General features: G+C 68.9%; 11 protein-coding genes. 7 read left to right on the top strand and 4 right to left on the bottom strand.

Annotated elements, in window-relative coordinates; all coding sequences use genetic code 11:
- Positions 1 to 115: 115 nt before the first annotated feature.
- Positions 116 to 1,348, bottom strand: a complete 1,233-nt coding sequence (gene glp / locus OWM54_RS38525; RefSeq protein WP_223747636.1) for a gephyrin-like molybdotransferase Glp — start codon at positions 1,346 to 1,348, stop codon at positions 116 to 118.
- A gap of 175 nt (positions 1,349 to 1,523) precedes the next feature.
- On the opposite strand from glp, the gene OWM54_RS38530 reads away from it, so the two are divergent.
- The 5 genes from OWM54_RS38530 (at position 1,524) to OWM54_RS43315 (ending at position 12,095) form a co-directional block, all read left to right on the top strand.
- Positions 1,524 to 2,948, top strand: coding sequence for a protease inhibitor I42 family protein (locus OWM54_RS38530; protein WP_223747637.1), 1,425 nt, complete (start codon positions 1,524 to 1,526; stop codon positions 2,946 to 2,948).
- Positions 2,949 to 3,056: 108 nt separating this feature from the next.
- Positions 3,057 to 6,659, top strand: a complete 3,603-nt coding sequence (gene rnr / locus OWM54_RS38535) for a ribonuclease R (protein ID WP_267700603.1) — start codon at positions 3,057 to 3,059, stop codon at positions 6,657 to 6,659.
- A gap of 222 nt (positions 6,660 to 6,881) precedes the next feature.
- A complete protein-coding gene (locus OWM54_RS38540) occupies positions 6,882 to 8,393 on the top strand; it encodes a hypothetical protein (protein WP_267700604.1) in 1,512 nt (503 codons plus the stop codon).
- Between the two features lie 231 nt (positions 8,394 to 8,624).
- The gene (locus OWM54_RS38545; protein WP_223747640.1) at positions 8,625 to 9,389 is read left to right on the top strand and encodes a hypothetical protein; all 765 of its coding nucleotides are present in this window, start codon (positions 8,625 to 8,627) and stop codon (positions 9,387 to 9,389) included.
- 291 nt (positions 9,390 to 9,680) lie between these two features.
- Complete coding sequence (locus OWM54_RS43315; RefSeq protein WP_324289172.1) at positions 9,681 to 12,095, top strand: protein kinase domain-containing protein; 2,415 nt, start codon at positions 9,681 to 9,683, stop codon at positions 12,093 to 12,095.
- A gap of 154 nt (positions 12,096 to 12,249) precedes the next feature.
- On the opposite strand, the gene OWM54_RS38555 is transcribed toward OWM54_RS43315, so the two are convergent.
- On the bottom strand, positions 12,250 to 14,088 hold the full coding sequence (locus OWM54_RS38555; RefSeq protein ID WP_267700605.1) for an SBBP repeat-containing protein: 1,839 nt from the start codon (positions 14,086 to 14,088) through the stop codon (positions 12,250 to 12,252).
- A 218-nt stretch (positions 14,089 to 14,306) separates the two neighbouring features.
- On the opposite strand from OWM54_RS38555, the gene OWM54_RS38560 reads away from it, so the two are divergent.
- Together OWM54_RS38560 and OWM54_RS38565 are read left to right on the top strand one after the other, a co-directional pair.
- Positions 14,307 to 15,110, top strand: a complete 804-nt coding sequence (locus OWM54_RS38560; RefSeq protein WP_267700606.1) for a hypothetical protein — start codon at positions 14,307 to 14,309, stop codon at positions 15,108 to 15,110.
- A 222-nt stretch (positions 15,111 to 15,332) separates the two neighbouring features.
- Positions 15,333 to 16,481, top strand: a complete 1,149-nt coding sequence (locus tag OWM54_RS38565; protein ID WP_267700607.1) for a hypothetical protein — start codon at positions 15,333 to 15,335, stop codon at positions 16,479 to 16,481.
- Between the two features lie 93 nt (positions 16,482 to 16,574).
- On the opposite strand, the gene OWM54_RS38570 is transcribed toward OWM54_RS38565, so the two are convergent.
- Positions 16,575 to 17,999 (bottom strand): hypothetical protein, encoded by a 1,425-nt coding sequence (locus tag OWM54_RS38570; RefSeq protein ID WP_267700608.1) that lies wholly within the window; start codon positions 17,997 to 17,999, stop codon positions 16,575 to 16,577.
- Positions 17,986 to 18,993: a hypothetical protein gene (locus OWM54_RS38575; protein ID WP_267700609.1), complete on the bottom strand. Its 1,008-nt coding sequence runs from the start codon at positions 18,991 to 18,993 to the stop codon at positions 17,986 to 17,988. Before OWM54_RS38575 ends, OWM54_RS38570 begins: the two co-directional genes overlap by 14 nt.
- Between the last annotated feature and the right edge of the window lie 360 nt (positions 18,994 to 19,353).

The raw sequence follows: 19,353 nt of genomic DNA on the forward strand, positions 1-19,353 counted from the left end.
TCTCCGGCTGCGAGGCCCCCTGTTTGGTGCCCCACGGAACGCAAGTCAAGGCGGACTCACCAACGGAGCCCACCTGGAATCACGGAAAGGATGCGTGACGGACACCTTCGGTTTCTCAAGCCCCCCAGGAGACTGGTAGCAACTCCACACCGTCCCCATGAGACAAGCTGCTGGCCTCCCGGGGGAAGTGCAGCAGGTGCGTCGCGGAGGCCGCGGAGCGCAGCGCTCCGGACGTCTGGGTGGACAACGGCCGTGCCCACAAGCTTCCTTCCCGCCAGGTGGCCGTCACCCGGACGAAATGCGCCAGCCCCGGGCTCTTGGCCAGGCGGCCGTCCAACCGCCCGGACACCCGGATGGGGGCTACGTCCGAGTGCCCCAGCAGGCGGCGCAGCGCCGGCCGGACGAACAGCTCGAACGTCACCAGGGACGAGGTGGGGTTGCCGGGCAGGCCGAAGAACAGCGTGCTGCCGCGCTTGCCCACCACCAGCGGCTTGCCGGGCTTGATGGCCACGCGCCACAGGTGCTGTTCCACGCCCAGGGCCGCCAGGACCTCCTTCACGTAGTCCCGCTCGCCCACGGACACGCCCGCGCTGGTGAGCACCACGTCGAAGCCGTGGGCGCGCGACAGGAACTCGCTCACCGAGTCCCGCGTGTCCTGCGCGATGCCCAGCAGGGACGGCAGTCCGCCCGCGCGGCGCACCGCCAGCGCCAGGGACGGGGCGTTGGTGTCGACGATGCGGCCCTTGGGGGGCTCGTCGGCCCGGCACAGCTCGTCCCCGGTGGAGAGGATGGCCACCCGGGGCGCGCGGGGGACGGGGATGGACAGCTGGCCCTGGCCCCACAACAGCCCCAGCTCGGGGATGCCCAGGGGCGTGCCCCGGGCCAGCAGCAGCGCCCCCTCGTGGGCGTCCTCGCCCCGCGGCCGCACGAACTGGCCGGACTCCACCGCCTCCAGGATGTCCACCTGATCCGCGCCGCCGTTGGGGACGGGGCGGGCGCGCTCGCGCATCACCACCGCGTCCGCGCCGTCGGGCAGGGGGGCGCCGGTCATGATCCGCACGCAGGTGCCCGGGCGGACCTCGTGCCGGGGCGTGGCGCCCGCGTAGACCGTCTCCAACACGGGCAGTCTCACCGGCAAGGGCCCCGTGAGGTCGGAGGCGCGCACCGCGTAGCCGTCCATGGCCGAGTTGTCCCAGGGGGGCAGGGTGCGCTGGGCCATCACGTCCTCCGCCAGCGTCCGGCCCAGGCCCTCGTCCAGGGACACCCACTCCGTGGCCAGGGGGGGGACCAGGGCCAGCACCCGGGCCCGGGCCTCGTCCTCCGGCAGCAGTGTCGCGGCGTCGTTCATGCGCGTGTTCTCCAGGGCTGTTCGCACCCAAAGTCCGAGAGAAAATCAAGTGTTAGTTTGACAGCCCTGCTGATCATCGTTACAAGCTCCAATCATCGCGAAGCCTGCCAGTCCTCCTGGGGGTGGCTTGGCAACCCGTTGAAAGTACACGGGAACTCTCAAGGAGACAGCGTCGATGGCCAAGCCCAAGTCCGGGGCCAAGAAGGCGACTCCCGCTGGAAAGACTGGCGCGAAGCCCGCCGCGAAGAAGGATAAATCCGCCCGGCTGGATCTGATCAAGAACGCGTCCAAGCGCGTCGCCACCTCGACGACGAAGGCGGTCAAGGCCGTCGCGGAGACGGTGGCCAAGGGCGCGAAGTCCGCGGCGAAGAAGGTGGCCGCGGAGGTCGCCCCCGAGAAGGGCAAGGCCGCCGAGAAGGCGGAGAAGGTCGACAAGACCGAGAAGGCCGCCGCGACCAAGAAGTCCGCCGCCAAGCCCGCTCCCGCCGCCAAGTCCGCCACGGCCAAGGCTCCGGCCGCCCCCGCGGCGAAGGCGCCCGCTGGCAAGGCCGCTGGCGGCAAGGCGGGCTCCAAGGCCTCCGCGCCCGTCATCCCCGCCGTGGAGAAGCCCCGTCCCCGCGCCACCAAGCTGCCGCCTCCGGGCGAGCCGCTCACCAAGCGCGAGATGGAGCAGCTGCTCACCGCCGGTGAGGGCCGCGGCGTGACGGGCGAGGGCAGCCTCAAGGGCCGCCTGGTCGTCCTCAACGAGATGCCCAACCTGGTGGTGGTGGGACGCGACAAGCGAGAGCTCACCTTCCTGCTCCAGGGGCCGGACCAGGAGGTCCTGCCGGCGTACGTGAACCACAAGGTCTCCGTCAGCGGGTTGATCCGCAAGACGACCAACCACGGCGGCGTGGTGGACGTGCGCAAGTACTCCGCCAAGAAGCCGGAGGCCGAGGTGGTGGAGGCGCCCCCGGCGGACACCGAGCCCCGGCTGCGCTACCTGTCGCCCGGCGAGGTCTCCATGGTGACGGCGGCCGGCATGGGCGCGGGCATCAAGGGCTTCGCGGCGGTGCGCGGCAACCTCGAGATGACGGGCGAGGAGTTCGTGCTCGTCGTGTCCAACGGCGGCACCCGTCAGCAGGTCTCGTTCCTCATCGAGGGCAAGGCCGCGGTGAAGGGGCTGCGCAAGTTCGTGGGCCACACGCTGCAGGTCATGGGCGTGGTGGACAAGACGTCCGGTTGGGGCGGTCGCATCGGCGCGGAGAACGTGGAGCCCCGTCCGTCCGAGGCGCGCGCGGTCTCTCGCGACGAGATGGAGCTGGTCCACATCGAGGGCGAGGTGCCCACGAGCGTGGACGTGAAGCTCAACCACGGCCTCACCGTGCGCCTGCCCGAGCAGCCGGGCTTCACCTGGGCCATCGAGCCCACCGCCGCCAAGCGCGTGGGTCTGCGCGAGGCCAACTTCGAGCCGGGCCTCAATGGGGGACCGGCCACCCGCGAGTTCTTCTTCACCCCCCGCAACCCGGGGACATCCGAAGTGGAGTTCTTCCTGGCCAAGGCGCTCGCGCCGGGCCTGGTGGACCGCTCCTTCAAGATCAACGTCACGGTCAAGCCCTGAACGTCGCTTCCCGGAGGAGGACTCCGGGAAGCAGTCGGTCGCCGGGGGGTTCCCGCCCGGCCGCTTCGGGCTTACCCGTTCCCGTAGCGGCCGAGCCGCGACCCCACCGTGAGCATTCCTCCCGACCTTCTCCAGCAGATTCTCTCCGACGCAGACCACCCGCTGGGCATCAAGGAGCTCCTGCGACTCGCGGGCCTGCATCCTGGCCAGCAGACCGAGCTCAAGCGCGCCCTGCGCGAGCTGGTCCGTCAAGGCGCCATCGTCAAGGAGGGCAAGCGCTTCCTGCGCCCCAGCCCCCGTCGTGACGAGGCCGTACGTCCTGCCCCCGCGCACCCTGAGCAGGCGCGTCCGGAGGCGCCCCGCTTCGGCAAGGCCCACTTGAACGACTCCCGCGCCCGCTTCCAGGGGCATGGATCGCGCGGACAGGAGGGCGGCCGTTTCCAGGACCGTGGTGCCCCGTCACGTGGCGCCCGCGACGCCGGACGCCATGGCGGTGGCCGGCGCGACGACTGGCGCGAGCGCTCCGGTCAGCGAGGCCGGAGGGAGCGCCGCTTCGGCGAGGTGCTCGACACGGTGGAGGGCATCCTCCACGTGCATCAGAACGGCTTCGGCTTCGTGCACCCGGTGTCGGGCGAGGGCGAGAACATCTTCCTGCCGCCGGGCGAGGCGCAGCGCGCGCTCGACAATGACCGGGTGGTGGTGGAGGTGGCGGGGCGGCCCGGACGTTACGAGGGGCGGCTGGTGCAGGTGGTGGACCGACGCCGCGAGCTGGCGGTGGGCGTCTACACCGCGCACGGGCGCCACGCGCTGGTGCTGCCGACGGACACGAGCCTGCCGGGGCCCATCCGCGTGCCGTTCACCCAGATGGCCCAGGAGGGCGACCTGGTGAAGGTGCGCCTGGGCGTGGGCGCGAACCTGTTGGACCCGGGGCGTGGGTTGATCGGCGAGGTGGCCGGCTCGCTCGGCAAGCCCGGCACGCCGAGCTCCGAGGTGATCGGCATCGCCTACTCGCAGGGCTTCTCGGACGAGTTCCCGCCGGAGGTCATGGACGAGGCGGACCGCTACGCCGTCACGGTGTCCGAGGACGAGGCGCGCGGCGAGCAGCGCCGCGACCTGCGCGCGATGGCGCTGGTCACCATCGACGGCGAGGACGCGCGCGACTTCGACGACGCGGTGTACGTGGAGGAGCAGCCGGGAGGTTGGCGGCTGGTGGTGGCCATCGCGGACGTGACGCACTACGTGCGCGAGCGCAGCGCGCTGGACGCGGAGGCGCTCCGGCGCGCGACGTCCGTGTACCTGCCGGACCGGGTGCTGCCGATGCTCCCGGAGCGGCTGAGCAACGGCATCTGCTCGCTGCGTCCGGACGAGGACCGGCTGTGCATGGTGGCGGACATGACGTTCGACACCCAGGGCCAGCGGCGCTCGTCCACGCTGTACCCGGCGGTGATGCGCAGCCAGGCTCGGTGCACGTACAACGAGGTGCAGGACGTCCTCGATGGCAAGGACGTGCCGCACCGCAACGCCTTCAAGCCGCACTTCGAGCGGATGATGTCGCTGGCGCGGGCGCTGATGAAGATGCGCAAGGAGCGCGGCGCCATCGACTTCGACCTGCCCGAGCACAAGGTCGTCGTGGGCAAGGACGGCCTGCCCGAGCGCATGGACAAGCGCGAGCGCAAGGACAGCCACCGGCTCATCGAGGAGTGCATGCTCGCCGCGAACGAGGCGGTGGCGCGCTTCTTCCAGGACGAGGGCCTGCCCACGGTGTACCGGTTCCACGGCGAGCCGGACGAGGAGAAGCTGGCGGCCTTCGCGGCGCTGGCGCAGGCGTATGGCTTCAAGCTGCGCTTCGAGGACGGGGTGTCGTCGAAGGAGCTGGACGCGTTCATCAGCCAGCTGGCGGGCCACCCGGAGCAGCGGGCGCTGAACCAGCTGCTGCTGCGCTCGATGATGCAGGCCGTGTACACGGCCTCGAAGGTGGGGCACTACGGGCTCGCGGCCGAGCACTACCTGCACTTCACCTCGCCCATCCGTCGCTACCCGGACCTGCTGGTGCACCGGCTGCTCAAGGCCCACTGGGCGAGGGCAGGCCGCAAGCCGTCGCAGGCCATGCTCGAGCGCGAGGAGGAGAAGCTCGAGGACATGGCGATGCAGTGCTCGGATCGCGAGCGCGCGGCCATGCAGGTGGAGCGCGAGGTGGTCTCGTTCTACGCGGCCCTGATGATGAAGGACCGCGTCGGCGAGGAGTTCGCGGCCACCATCGCGGCCATCACCGACTTCGGCTTCTTCGTCGAGCTGGACGAGGTGCACGTCGAAGGCCTGGTGAAGGCGGAGACGCTGGGGCCGGGCTCGAAGCTGGACAAGCAGACGCACGCGCTGGTGTACCCGAACGGGCGCCGCGTCCGCGTGGGCCAGAAGCTGCGCGTGCGGTTGCTGTCGGCGAACCCGACGGCGCGGAAGATCGACTTCGAGGCGCTCCAGTTCGACGGCGAGGCGCCGCTGGCGCGTCGTGAGGGCGGAGCGTTCTCGCACCGTCGTCCCGAGCGCCGCGAGCAGGTCGCGCATGGCAAGCACCGGGCCGAGCGGCCGGGGCGCTGGGAGCGCGAGGAGAAGAAACAGGGCTCCGCCCGAGGCTGGGCCGCGCGCGAGGAGCCCTCGAGTCCCCGCGGCCGGTTCGTGCGGGAAGGGCGCCGCGAGGAGCCCGCGCGGGGCGAGGAGAAGTTCAAGCAGCCCTGGCGCGACGAGTCGGCGAACAAGCCCCGCGAAGGTCGTCCCGAGCGGGAGGGCCACGGTGAGAAGCGTCGGGTCTTCGTGCGCCCCGAGCAGCAGGGTGCCGAGGTGCGAGGTGCGCAGTCCGTGGAGCAGGAGTCCTCCGCCGTGAAGACGTTGGAGGCCCCCTCCGCTCCCGAGGCGACGGGTGGCTCGCCGCATCCCGGATTCGACCGGCTCCGCGCCCTGGCCGCGCAGGGGCAGCGGGGCGGCGGTACCCATGGTGCCAAGGGCGGGCGTCCGCACGCGCCGCAGAAGCACGGTCACGGCGGGAAGCCCGCCTCGAAGGACACGCGCTTCCACCACCGGCCGCCGCCGAAGTTCGAGCCGCCGAAGCCTCGCGAGGAGACGGATGCCGCGTTCTCGCCCGAGAACTGGCAACCCTCCGTTCCCGCCGAGCCTCCCGCGAAGCCGCCGGCGGCCCGTGAGTCGCGCGACGTGACGACGCACGTGGAGCCGTCGGCTCGTGCGACGCCAGGGGTGGTGTTGACCGCGGAGCCCGTGGTGACGACCGCTCCGGAAGCGGTCTCCCGTCCGGTGACGCCGCCTGCTTCGCGGGTCCGTCCGGCGGACGTGATGGACGCGGAGGTCGTGGGAGAGGCCCCCGCGAAGAAGCGCTCCCCGCGTGCGAAGCCGAAGCGCGAGTCCTCCGCCCCGAGCACACGGAAGACGGCCACCAGGCCCGCGGCCACGAAGAAGTCCGCGAAGAAGCCCGTGGCCGCGAAGAAGGCGCCCAAGGCGAAGGCGGCCAAGGCCACGACGCCCAGGTCGAAGCCCGCGAAGGTCAAGGTCACCGCGCCCAGGTCGAAGCCGGCGAAGTCCAAGGCCGTGCCCGCGAAGTCCAGGACGGCTCGGGCTCCGACGAAGGCCGCCGCGAAGAAGGGCAAGAAGGCCGCGCCCGCGAGCAAGCCTCGCGGCACGGGCAAGGCTCGAACGAAGCGCTGAGCACCGAGCCAGGCCGCGCGAGCGACAGTCGCTCGCCGCGCGGTGTGGGGCAGGTGGGCCACATGATGTGGGGTGGTCCCCCCTGAATCCACGCGGATGCAACAGTGACGGCGGCACCTGCTCCCAGGTGACTCCGTGCGAGCGCCCCATGGCATGTCACTTGCCTTGGGGACGCGAACACACGACGCGTGTGCGCACAGTCATCTTGTCGAGGAGTGGAGCATGCGAGCCGTCCGGCCGGGCCGACGTTCGTCACCTTGGGTTCTCTGCCTCGCGCTCGGTGTCGCGAGTGTGCTCACGGCCTGCTCCTCCGATGACCCGGTCGACGGGAACCCCAAGCCCGACGCGGGCACGGGCGCTGATGGCGGCACGGGCTCCGACGCGGGAGGCAACCCCGACGCGGGTTCGTCCGGCTCCGACGGTGGCGCGTCCACGCCGGATGGTGGACCCGGCCCGCTGCCTCCGTTCACCTGGGGAAGCGGGCCGGAGACGGGCTCCATCTCGGGGGACGTGTGGACGCCGGGGCGTGACTCGACGGGTCTGGTGAACGAGGCCTCCTGGGCGCTGGTGCCCAAGGGACGCTGGATTGAAGTCGCGGGGACGCCGCTCACCACGCTCGACGCGGAGGTCAAGGCTGCGCTCCCGGGCTTCAGCGACCTGGGCTCGCAGGGCATCGCCGGGGTCATCAACGCGTACTCCGGCATCGCGCTGGATGCGCCGAGGGCGCGGTGGTGGGCCTTCGGCGGTGGCCACGCCGACAGCTCCAACAACGGCCTCTATCGCTTCGACATGGCGCGGATGCGCTGGAGCATCGAGCAGCTGCCGGACAACTCCGCGAGCTGGACGAACGTCCCCTGGGGCAACACCTACAGCGGCTATCCCCCCGCGGAGGCGTACGCCAAGGCGCATCCGGACAGCGACGTCTATTCGGACGAGTTCTTCGACCCGGACCGTCCCGCCGCGTCGACGCGCAACCCCACCGCGCGCCACACGTACAACGGGCTCGTCTACAACCCGGACCTCGACGAGGTGGCCACCGGAGTCCGGCGCATGTGGCGCTACAGCCTGAAGACTCGCACCTGGACGCGCCACAATCCGTTCAACACGCCGGGGGCCTCGTATGACGGCTCGAAGGGCTACGGCGGCGCCGCCGGCTGGACGTTCTGGGACGAGGTGCGCGGGCGCTACATGTTCGGCCCCACGGAGAACTACAACTATTCGCAGTGGTGGTCCTTCGGCCCCGAGGACACGTCCTGGAAGTGGGAGGTCGTCACGCCTCCCGCCTGGCACTTCGCGCAGATGGCCCGCGTGGGCCGCGTCCTCGTGAGCTTCCCCGCGCCGGGACACGAGGAGCCGCACGTGCAGATGCCGCGGTTGATCACCTACGACCTGGACACGACGAAGTGGAACGACATTCCACTGCGGAGCGACCTCGTGCGGGCGCGCTGCTATCCCGAATACTTCGAGGGCATGGTCTTCGCCCACGTGCCGCCGCTCAATCGCTACATCGCCGCGTTCCGGTATGACCGCGACGGGGACGGCTCCTTCGAATACCGCACCTACGAGGTCGACGCCGAGGCCCGCACCCTGCGCGAGGCCCCCCAGTGGGAGGCGGGCGCCTTCGGCGGCTGGCATGACCTGGTCAAGAACCGCTTCTTCTACCAGGCCACGCACGATGCCCTCGTCTATGTGCGCAAGGGCGAGGAGAACCTGCGAGTCTTCAGGTTGCCCTGAGCGGATTGCCTTCACGCTCAGCGCGAGAGTGATGTGATTGGGAGCAAGAAGGCCCTGCCTTTGCTGGCGGGGTCGTTTTGTTTTCACAGGCACATGAAAAAAAGTCCTGGATCTGCGTAGTCCGTAGAGAGCGGAGGTCCAGTGAGAGCAGCCCTTTCCGCATGTATCGTCCTTGCAACAAATCATGAATATGCGGGATCAATCGCCCCCCGCATGATAGGAAGCGCGCCCATGCGCACTTCCCTTCGGCTGTCTTCCCTCGTCCTTGCGTCGTCCTTCATCGTTGGTTGCCTCGGTCCCGAGGCGGAGCCGACGCCCGAGCCCGTCCAGGCCACCCAGGAGCAGGAGGCCACGGACCCCAACTTCCGCGTCTACAACATCGTCGAGGCCGTGCTGCCCGCCGGCAACTATGACGGCGTCGCGGGCAACGAGTGTGTTGCCCTCCTGAACCCCGAGCACCGCCTGCGCAAGGTCATCCTGGTGGCGCCCGCGGCCGCCAACGGCAGCTGCGCGCTGAGCGGGTACACGGCCGGCTCCGCCCTGAGCTTCACGTGGGGCGACACGTCCGTCTACCAGGGCTCCGCCGGCATCGCCTCCATCCGCGCCGCGCTGTCCGACTCGAACGGCGCCGTGCACCGCGTCGTCGGCTCCATCACCAACGAGGCCGCGGCCCTGGCCAGCCTCAACGCGTTCCTCGCGCAGCCCACCGCGACGCAGGGCGCCCAGCTGGGTGGCTTCACCGCCGTCCGGGTCCACTCCATCTATGACTTCGAGGGCCAGGAGCAGGTCAATGCCGAGGCCGCCTACCAGTCCGTCCGCGTCACCCAGCCCTGCGAGAACCCTGGCTCCCCTGAGCTCGTGGCGCGCGTGAACAACGGCTTCGTCTACGGCTACTCCGCCAGCAACACGGGCAGCTGCCACAGCGGCTGGTTCACCGTGACCCGCCGCTACAACCGCAACTGGCAGCTCGTCTACAACTACTCCTACTCGGAGTGATTCGCCGCGCCGCTCGGGCGCTCCCGTGAGGGCTCGAGCGACGCGTGGTTCCGCCGGTGCCCGCCATCCTGGGCGGGCGCCGGTGTAATGCGGTCGGACGCCTTCCATTGACTGCCATTGCGCCGCGCCGGGCGCGATGTGTGCCGTTGGGGGTGTCTGTCGTGCGGGTGGGCGTGGGTGCCACACCTGGGATTGCCGCCATCCCCCTACCCAGACGCCCCGCAAACAGACATCGTGTGGCCCGCGAAGTGCCACTTCGATGCGCCTCGAGCGTCCAGGACGGGTTGCCCGATGACCCAGGAGCCGCAGCAGAGCCTCGGACGTTATGAGCTCCTCGCCCAACTCGGCAGGGGAGGCATGGCGGAGACGTGGCGCGCGCGGCTGGTGGGCGCCGCCGGAGTCACCAAGCCCGTCCTCATCAAGAAGGTGCTCCCGGAGCACGCGAACGACGAGGCCTTCATCGCGATGTTCATCAGCGAGGCGCGCATCTCCGCCACGCTGTCCCACGGGAACATCGCGCAGGTCTTCGACTTCGGTCGGATGGATGGCCAGTACTTCCTGGCCATGGAGCTGGTGGATGGCCAGCCGCTGCACCGCGTGTTGAGGCGCGCGGCGAAGACGGGCCTCGCGTCGATGCCCATCCCGCTGGCCACGTACATCGCGATGGAGATGTGCCGCGGGCTGCACTACGCGCACTCGCGCACGGACGACCAGGGCGTGCCCCTGCACATCGTCCACCGCGACATCTCCCCCGACAACGTCCTCATCAGCTACGAGGGACAGGTCAAGATCGTCGACTTCGGCATCGCCAAGGCGCGCATGCTGCGCAGCTTCCACACCGAGCCGGGCATCGTCCGGGGGAAGTACCTCTACTTCTCACCCGAGCAGGCCCGGGGCCAGGAGGTGGATGCGCGCACGGATGTCTGGGCCACGGGCCTGGTGCTGTACGAGATGCTCTGCGGTCAGGCTCCGGTCTCCGGCTCGGAGGCCCTGGTCATGTCGAAGCTGGCGCACGGCGAGTTCCCCTCGCCGCGAGAGGTGCGCAAGGAGCTGCCGAACGCGCTGAATGAGATTGTCATGCGGGCGCTGTCCGTGGACACCCGGTTCCGCTACGAGTCGGCGAACGCCTTCGGTGACGCGCTGGCCGGATTCCTCCATTCCTTCGCGCCCCGCTTCGGGATGTCCAACCTGGCGTACCTGGTCCGCGAGCTGTTCCGCGAGGACCTGCTGCAGCAGGGAAGGGACCTCGCGGTGCCGGCCTCGTTCGTCGAGGAGCTGAGCGCGTGGCGAGGCACCGAACACGCTCCGACGCGCGCGCCCACGAAGCAGACCCGCGTTCTCCAGGACGTCGTGCCCACGACGCCGCTGCCCGGGAGAGGCCAGGCCAACCCCGAGCCGCCTCCGTCCGCTCCCCAGGAGCCGCCGAGCCGGTCCTGGCGCTGGGGGCTCCTGGCCGCCGGAGGACTGGTGGCGATGCTCACGCTGGCCCTGCTGCCCTGGGTGCTCGATGACGGGCCTCCTCCCGCGCCGCCCCCGCCGCCGGGGCCCCTGGAGCCCTTGGGGGAAGGAGGCCCGGAGGTCCTGGCCGGGAGCGGCAGCGCGCTGGGGACATCGGACTCGACCTCCGAGGTCCAGGGTGTCCCCGTGGCGGAGGCCGAGTCCGTCGCCGACCATCCCGACGCGACCTCCATCCGCCTGGACTCCCGTCGACATGTCTTCCGCGTGCCGGGGGAGATGGTGGCCTTCTTCCACCTGTCCCCGTCCGCCACGTACTCCCTCTGGGAGCCGGGCTTCTCGGCCCGGAGCCCGCCGCGCGCGGTCCTGGAGCCGGCTGTGTATGCCGAGCAGCCCATCTTCTATCTGCTCGCCGGAGATGCCGTCCCCGTCGCCCAGCGTCAGGGCGTCGTTCCGCGGCGTCCGCTGGCGCTCAAGGGCATCCGGTCCGTCGCCCTGTTCACGCTCGGGGAGCCCATCAAGGACGACCTCAGCCCGCAGAACGTGTCCCTGCGCGATCCCCACGAGCGCTCCGAGCGGCGCTTCATCTTCCATCCGGAGCCCATGCGGGTGTCCACCGCCCAGGGCTTCCTGCTCCGGGGGCTGGACGCCCGGCAGACGTACACCGTGTCCCTGGCTCCCGTGGGCGAGGGCGTCTTCCCGAGGGGCCGCCCGCTGGGGCCCGCGAACCACGCCGCCTGCGTCGAGTGGTCCCCGGGCAACGCCCTGCCGAAGCTGGACCGGTACGGCGACCCCATCCGGATGCAGCCCGTGCGCTTCTTCCTGTCGGGGACGCGCGAGGTGAAGGTCCGAGGCATCCAGGGGCTGCGCTGCGGTCTGCTCGACGACGATGTCTCGGACAACGAAGGTGAGGTCGAGGTGCGGGTGAGCTCGGCGGATGCGCGACGGCCCAGGAGCCCGAGCCCCGCCGCGTCCTCGACTCCCGACGACGAGGCGGCCCGGCTGTACGCCGAGGCCCAGCGGCTGTCGCGCGCGGGGAAGACCCACGATGCCTTCCTGCTCGCCGAGGACTGTCTCTCCAACGTGCCGGAGCAGGCGAGCTGTCTGCTCCTCTCCGGCGCCATGCAGGCACGTCTCAACCGGATGGAGGGCGCCCGCGAGCGTTACCGGACGTTCGTGAAGCGCTATCCCGCCCACCCCGAGGCCGCCAGGGTGCGCCAGCTCCTCGAGGACTATTCCAAGACACGCTGATGCCTCATGGCTGTCTCGGTACGACCGCCAGGAAGCATCCCGATTCAATCGGCACTCCGACGCCCGCGGAGGTGTCCGCCGCGGGCGTCGGCTCTTCAGGCAGAGCCTGGGTGGGCCTGACACACGCGCTTCGTGTCACGCCCGGATGGGTGGCTCAGAGCGGCTTGGCGATCTTGGACAGGAACGTGTCTGGGGTCCCCAGGATGGTGTTGCCCTGGTAGTGACCGTCCACGTAGCCGCCGACGTAGAGGTTGCCTGTCCCGTCCACGACGACACCCATGCTGCGCACGTCCTTGGCCACGCCGTTGATGGCCGCGGTCTCCTGCTGGATGACCCACTGCAGGTTGCCGGTGTGGTCCAGCTTCGCCACGTAGTTGTGGACCTTGCCTCCGCTGGTGTCCGTCACCTGCGTGATGTCCGCCACGCCGCCGCCCGTCGCGTAGATGCCGCTCGCGTCGACGTAGAGCCCCATCGCGAAGGAGCCGGAGCCCGAGTCGAGCTCCCACACCCACTGCTTCACGCCCGAGGGGCTGAAGCGGGCCACGAACACGTCGATCTGCGGGGTGACGTTGGGCACGCCATCCATGCCGCCACCCGAGTAGCCCGCGAGATACACGTTGCCCGTCGCATCGACCTGCGACGCGTACAGGTAGGCCGCCGTTCCGGGCGCACCCGCAAGCCGGGTCCACTGCTTCACGCCGTCGGCGTCGTACTTGGTGATGAAGGCGTCCTGGGGGCCCGTGAGGGTGTTTCCATCCAGGTTGCCGTCCGTCCAGCCGGACACGTAGACATTGCCGAGGTCATCCGCGGCGGCACGGCGACCATGGGTCGTCTTGCCGGCAACGCCCAGCTGTCGCGTCCACAGCCTGGTGCCGTCGGGGCCGTACTTCACCACGAAGGCGTCATAGCTGCCGATGCGCGTGTTCCCATCCAGGCCACCGTTCGTCAGGCCCACCAGGAAGGCATTGTCATTGGCATCCACCGCCACGCCGTAGCCCTCCGTCTGGGCATTCGCGACGCCAATCTGGCGCGTCCAACCATGGACGCCCGTGTAGCGATAGCGCATCAGGAACGCGCTCGACCCTGGAATGGACGGGTTGCCGTCCAGTGATCCCGAGGTCCATCCCGCGACGTAGATCTCCTCGAAGCTGCGGTTGCGCGCCACGCCGTAGCCCAGGGCGATGTTGCCCGCTGCGCCGATCTGCTTGTGGAACAGCAGGTTGCCATTCCAGTCTCGCGCCGAGAGGAAGGCATCCATCTGGCCCACCGCGGGCTGGCCCGACAGGCCCACCGAGGTCATCCCCGTGGCGTAGGTGCGCCCCGCCGGGTCTCCCGCGAGGTCATGGATGCGACTGAATCCCCCCGTGCCTCCGGTGGTCCGGGTCCACAGCGAGGACGTCATGGGGTAGGGCTGACAATTGTAGAACTCCAGACGTGAGATGGAGACCACGACGTTGCCCGCGCGGCTGTCATTGTCATCCGTCACGCTGATTCGATACTTCTTGTACGCGCCGGGGGAGCTGACGGCGAACTCGCGGCGCTCGTGGCCGGCCCAGCCCGTCTGGTTGGTTCGGGTGTCCATCACCGTCCAGGCGCTGCCGGTCCACCCCTCCAGCGTCCAGTTCTTCGGGGCGCGGGTGGTGATGGTGCCGTTGCCGTAGGTGACGGCATATCGCTGCACCAGCTGGGAGGTGCTCGGAAACTCATAGGCCAGCCACGCAGGTGTCTGTCCCTGGGTCGATAGCCAGAAGCTCGCCGCGTTGTCGAACCCGAGCCATGGCTGATAGCTGGGGTCATACATGCTGGAGGCAGATGCGACGCCCGACGGGACGTTGTTCCCCGTCATCACGGGGATGAGGCTGGTGCACGTCAGCCCCTGCTCCTGCGCCGACAGACTTGCGTCCGCCTTCTCCTCCTTCGCATCCACTCCGTCGCAGCCGACCAGCGCCAGCGCGCTGGCGACAAAAATGCTCCGAATCGTTCGATGACTCATCACGGTGTCTCCTCTCGACTTCCGCGTGCCGGATGGCACACGTCTCCCGGGCGCGTTCGTTCGTCGTCCCGGTCAGGCTTTGATGGCGATTGATTCGGGCCACAGTGACTCTGGGACTTGTGAAGTCTGACGGACTCTTTGTGTCAGTGTGTTTCCGGAGCCGTGGAGTAGGCTCGGGCGGGAGCGAGGGGAGGTCCCTCGTGTGACGGGGGAACTCCATGCGATACGTCGTCCCGTTCGTGCTGCTCTCCGCGACTTCCGTTGTCGCATCCACGCCAGCGCCGGAGGGGCAGGGTGGGGAGTACGTGGCGGTCATCTGGGGAGGCGGCAAGGACGCGGAGGCCGCGAAGGCGTCCGTGGCGAAGTGGGAGTCGGAGCGGGAGCTGGTCGCGAAGGCGCTCGTGTTGGCGGAGGGCTTTCCGAAGACGGTGTCGAGCGGCTCGGTGCCGGGGCTCAACCCGGGTTTCGAGGTCGTGTTGCTGGGGTTCTGTCGGAGTGACGAGTCCGCGGTGCAGCGCCGCTTGTTGAAGGCGTATCACCCGTTCATCTACGAGCGGCCGGTGACGCAGGCGGTGTCCGCGTGTCCGAAGTGGAAGGAGGCGGGGGGCGAGCGCGTGGTCCAGGAGCCGGCGATGTTGAAGGTGGGGCTGAGCGGCGTGACGCTGACGCGCGTCGTCTCCCGGCCGAAGCCTCCGGTGTCGTTGGGGAATGGGCGGGTGGTGCTGTGGCTGGACGTGGTGGCGCGCGACGCGGCGGGCAAGTACCTGGGCAAGGTGAGCATGGAGGACGAGCACTCCCCGACGGGCATGGGGATGGAGGGCTGCGACACGACGCTGGAGCCCTCCCGCAAGACGGCCTTCGTGGTGACCCGGCGCTGCACCTACGCGGCGGGGGCCGCGTGCAACTTCCTGCCGAGCGACACCACGCGCACCGTCGTGAAGTGGGACGGGCAGAAGCTGGTCGAGGAGGACAAGGTCATCGAGAAGCGGGAGCTGAACTACGACAAGGACTGCGCCGAGTAGCCCGAGGGCTCACGTCGACGTGCGGGACGATGACGGCTGTCAGGGGGCTGATGACTGCCGTCATCAGGCGACGCGGGGAGACCCGGGAGAGGGTGCTCGCCAACCGATGGAAATCAGGAGGGCTGCGCGTCCAGGTGGCGCGACACGGGCATGGCATGTGGGGTGCAGTGGGGAGGGGCATCGCAGTAACGACCCATCCGCCGCACTTCGAAGGAGCCTCCCATGTCCCCCCGCATCGGTAAGAAGCTGACCCGCTCCAACACGCTGCCGTCCTCGTCCACCCCGAAGGTGTTCCAGCCGAAGCCGCTGGGGCGGGCGAACACGCTGCCGGCCTCGGCGCCGTCCTCGCAGGTGACGAAGCCGGTGACGACGCAGCCGACGGCGGGCGCGCAGCCCGCGGTGGAGCCCAGGCCGCTGAAGCACCCGGGCATGGTGGAGGGCCAGCCGTCGTACAGCCCCTTCGAGAAGACCACGGGCCAGGCCTCGGACATCATGGTGAGCGGCGGGGACAACAAGCTCACGGCTCCGGCGGGCGCCCAGCCGAACATGCTCGTGGACCGGCCTGGCAAGACGTTCCAGAAGGACACCTTCGGTGGGGGTTCGCTGAGTGGTGGCACGGGCTCGGTGCAGGCCTCGACCACGCGGTACGACGCTCCGGGCGTGCACCACTACTCGGCGCAGGCCGAGGTGAACGGGCCCAACGCGGCGTTCGAGTTGCAGAAGACGCACGCGGGCCGGTTCGGCGTGACGAGCGGTCAGATCACGGGTGAGGCGAACAGCTTCAAGGCGCAGGGGCAGGCGGGGCTGTCGTACGACCGGCACAACCACGCGTACACGGCGGCGCTGACGGGCAAGGCGGAGACGGGCGTGGGGGTGACGGCGAGCGCGAACCACGACTTCAACCGGCACGTGGGTGGCTACGTGAAGGGTGAGGCGAAGGCGTCGGCGACGGCGTACGCCGAGGGCGTGGCGAGCCTGGACCCGAGGACGGCCACGGCGATGCTCTCCGGTCAGGTGGGCGCGGCGGCCACGGCGGGGGCGTACGGCACGGCGGGCGGGCACCTGGGCCGGCTGCACGGCTCCGTCACGGGCGGCGTGGTGGCGGGCGCGGCGGCGCAGGCGGGCGGCAAGATTGGGTTGGAGAATGGCTTCTTCAAGCAGTCGGCGGATGTGAATGCCGCGGCGGGCGTGGGCACGCACCTGAAGACGGACGTGGCGGTGGACCTGCGTCACCACATCAAGCCGGGCATCGCGTCGGGTCTGCGTCCGGCCGCTGGACTGGGCACGAGCGTGGCCTCGCCCGCCAACACCCTGGAGCCCGAGAAGTCCCGCATGGAGAACTTCTTCTCGAAGGTCTTCCACCAGTCCTGAGGCGTGCGTCGGGCGACCGGGTCGCCACGGTGAAGAACGAAGCCCAGCTCCCTGGTGGGGGCTGGGCTTCTGTCGTTCGTGCTCGTGCGCGGGTCAGAATCTCTTGATCAGCGCATCGTAGATGTTGCTGTCGACGGCGAAGCCCACGAAGAACCCAGGCCGCATGCCCTTCCACGTCTTCTCGGTGGGGATGTCTCCATCCCCCGTGAAGCTGCTGCCCACGGTGTAGCCCTTCGTCAGGCGCGTGTTCTTGTGCAGGCTGAGGCCCAGCGCCAGGGAGAGCGAGCCTGTGTAGGTGAACGCGAGCCCCACGACGGCATCCTCCGTGGGCGAGGTCGGCTTCACGGCCGCGAAGACGTTGAGGAAGTAGTCCAGCTCCGTCATCGCTTCGTAGTCCACCCCGGTCACCATCCATGTCGCACCGACATAGACCGCGAGGCCCTCCCGGTCCGTCACCTCCTGGACGAGCTGGGACGAATCCGTCTCGAAGCGCCGGGTCGTGGCCGTGTCGAATCCCACCATGGCCGTGGCGGCGAGGTGATAGCGGGGCCGCACCCGGGCTGTGACCACATTTTCGACGGAAGAGGACGCTGCTTCCGGAGTCGTTCCTGCTTCCTTCTGGCGCTTGGCTTCATAGCCGGAGAGTGGATGGACTTCGTATGAAAGGGCGCCCGCTCCACACCGGAACATCTGCCCTACGGGAACCAGCTTGAACTTGATAGGGCGCGCGCGCTCGTCGGGTTTCACGCCTGGGGGCACCATGTTGGGATCCGCGCCCTCCTTGGCCGACGGGGCCTCTTTCTGACGGAAGGTGTTGACGACCTCACAGTTCTTCGAGGTGATTCTCGGCATGCGCTCTTCAGTCTCGGGCAGGAGGAATGCCACTTGGATCCACTCTCCCTCCGAGACAGCATTGTCCATGGGAGATGCAATCGCACCCGATGGCAGGTGTACGAGAAGGATTCGCTTCCTCTTGTTGTCAATCGCCTTCAATTGCGTGAGCAGGTTGTTTTTGAGTGTTGATTCGTTTCCCAGCCAGAACTCAAGCGCACTTACGTCAATCGAGTCGGTCTTCGAAGTGTCCTCTTCTCCGAAATAAGAAACCGAGTCACCCTCCTCGGTCTTACAGTCGATGGGCGAACTCACCGCGCCAGCTGTGTTCATCTGGACCTGGAGGAACGCCGTCTCGCGTTTGCCGAACTTCGCACGCTCCAGGGTGAGCACCGCCAGGTTGCCACCTTCGGCGGGTGGGGAGATGCCGTCGAGTGGGAAGGAGACGACCTCGACAGGAGTTGTTTGCTTGACGAGGGAGGCGCTTTCCAGTTTCGAGCCAACAGGGACGGTGACTTCGATGCGAAGAAACTGCTCTTTCGTCTCCACGCCCTTTTGTTTCATCGTGCAGACGGGCGCGCCATCTTCCTGCTTGTAGACCTCATACCGGTACGTTGTCTCCTCCGCCCTGGCGAGACAGGAGAAGAAGATCACGCACCCCGCCGCGATGATCTTATTGCAATGCATTGAAGACCCCTTCCGCGCGAATGACCATGGTGTGCTTGTCGGCTGAACCGACGACAAATCCAATCAGGCGGCCTGCGTCATCCAGGACACAGGCGCCGCTGTCTCCCTCCTCCGTCACCCGGCCAGCGAGGCGGATGAGTGAGCGCATCCTCCCGTCAACGCCGAAGTCGGCCGGGGCCTCGAGCGCATCAATCCACGACCTGCGCTCACCATCGACGGTGATGACACGGACGCCGATGTCGTGCTCGGAGGACTTCAGCGTGCGGACCCGGACAGGCGACCGCGTGGCGCGAGCGATATCGTTGGCCTGCAGCGGCCCAGCCCGCGCACCGTCGATCTCCTCGTCGTCGCGGTAGCGCCTCACCACGCCCGCGGGGATGCTCCGTCCTCCCGGGAGCAACACCGTCACCTGTCTCCCCGTGGCCTTCGCCACGTGGCCGGAGAAGTAGATGTCTCCGGTGTCGAAGGCCGCGCTGAGCGTACCGAGCTTCTCTCCCACTCTCACTTGCGTGAGGTTGCCCGGGCGCACCGGTGTCCCCCATTGCTTCGTCCCTGTGGGCAGCTCCTGCACGTCCAGCATCACGGTGTGACGCACTCCTTCGACGCGTGCCTGGAAGGGGCCTTCGATGAGCGAGCGGACCTCGCGTGGTGGCTTCTTCTTTCGCACCCAGACGATGAGCGAGTCCGCCTGGCGTGGCAGTCCGCCCGTGTATTTCACGCCCCAGGACACGCCCACGACGTCCCGTCTGCGCAGGAACTTGCGACGCGCGGCCGTGAGGACCTTCTCACGGGCGCTCTCCGAGAGCTTGAGCTGCCGCCTGACCCAGGGAATACGTCTGTCCTGGTCCTTCGAGCGCGCCAGCTTCTCCTCGAGCCAACCCTTCATCCCAGGATTGGCGCGGAGGCTCGCGCGCAGGACCTCCTCGATGGAGAGCTGACCCGACTGTATCGCGCCCAGTGCTTCGAGGACCACGCCGCTTGAGGACGCGCTCATGGGCGGGCTCTTCTCTCCAATGCTTCAGCCAGACGCTGCTCTTCACGGTGACGTGCGGACATTCATCCTCCCGATGAAAACCGGCTCGATGGCGCCAGCCCCCCCTCGCACCTGGCACCATCGAGCCCACCCCCGTCGTTTGCGTGGGGCGCGCTTCCCCGGTGAGCAAAGCCCATGCCCGGTTCAGTCCAGTCGTGGACACACGTGCTCTCGCCCGGGGTGGTGTCCAATCGATTTGAATGCGCCGTGGGGGACTGTCCACTGGAGTTGACAGTCCAGGGAGCCGTCATTCAGAGGAGGCGGGCTGGCGCGCGGATTGCTCCTGTCGCGCGGCGAATGGGCTCAGCTCATTGCAGTGAA

The sequence above is a fragment of the Myxococcus sp. MISCRS1 genome, assembly GCF_026626605.1.
Lineage (GTDB): Bacteria > Myxococcota > Myxococcia > Myxococcales > Myxococcaceae > Myxococcus > Myxococcus fulvus.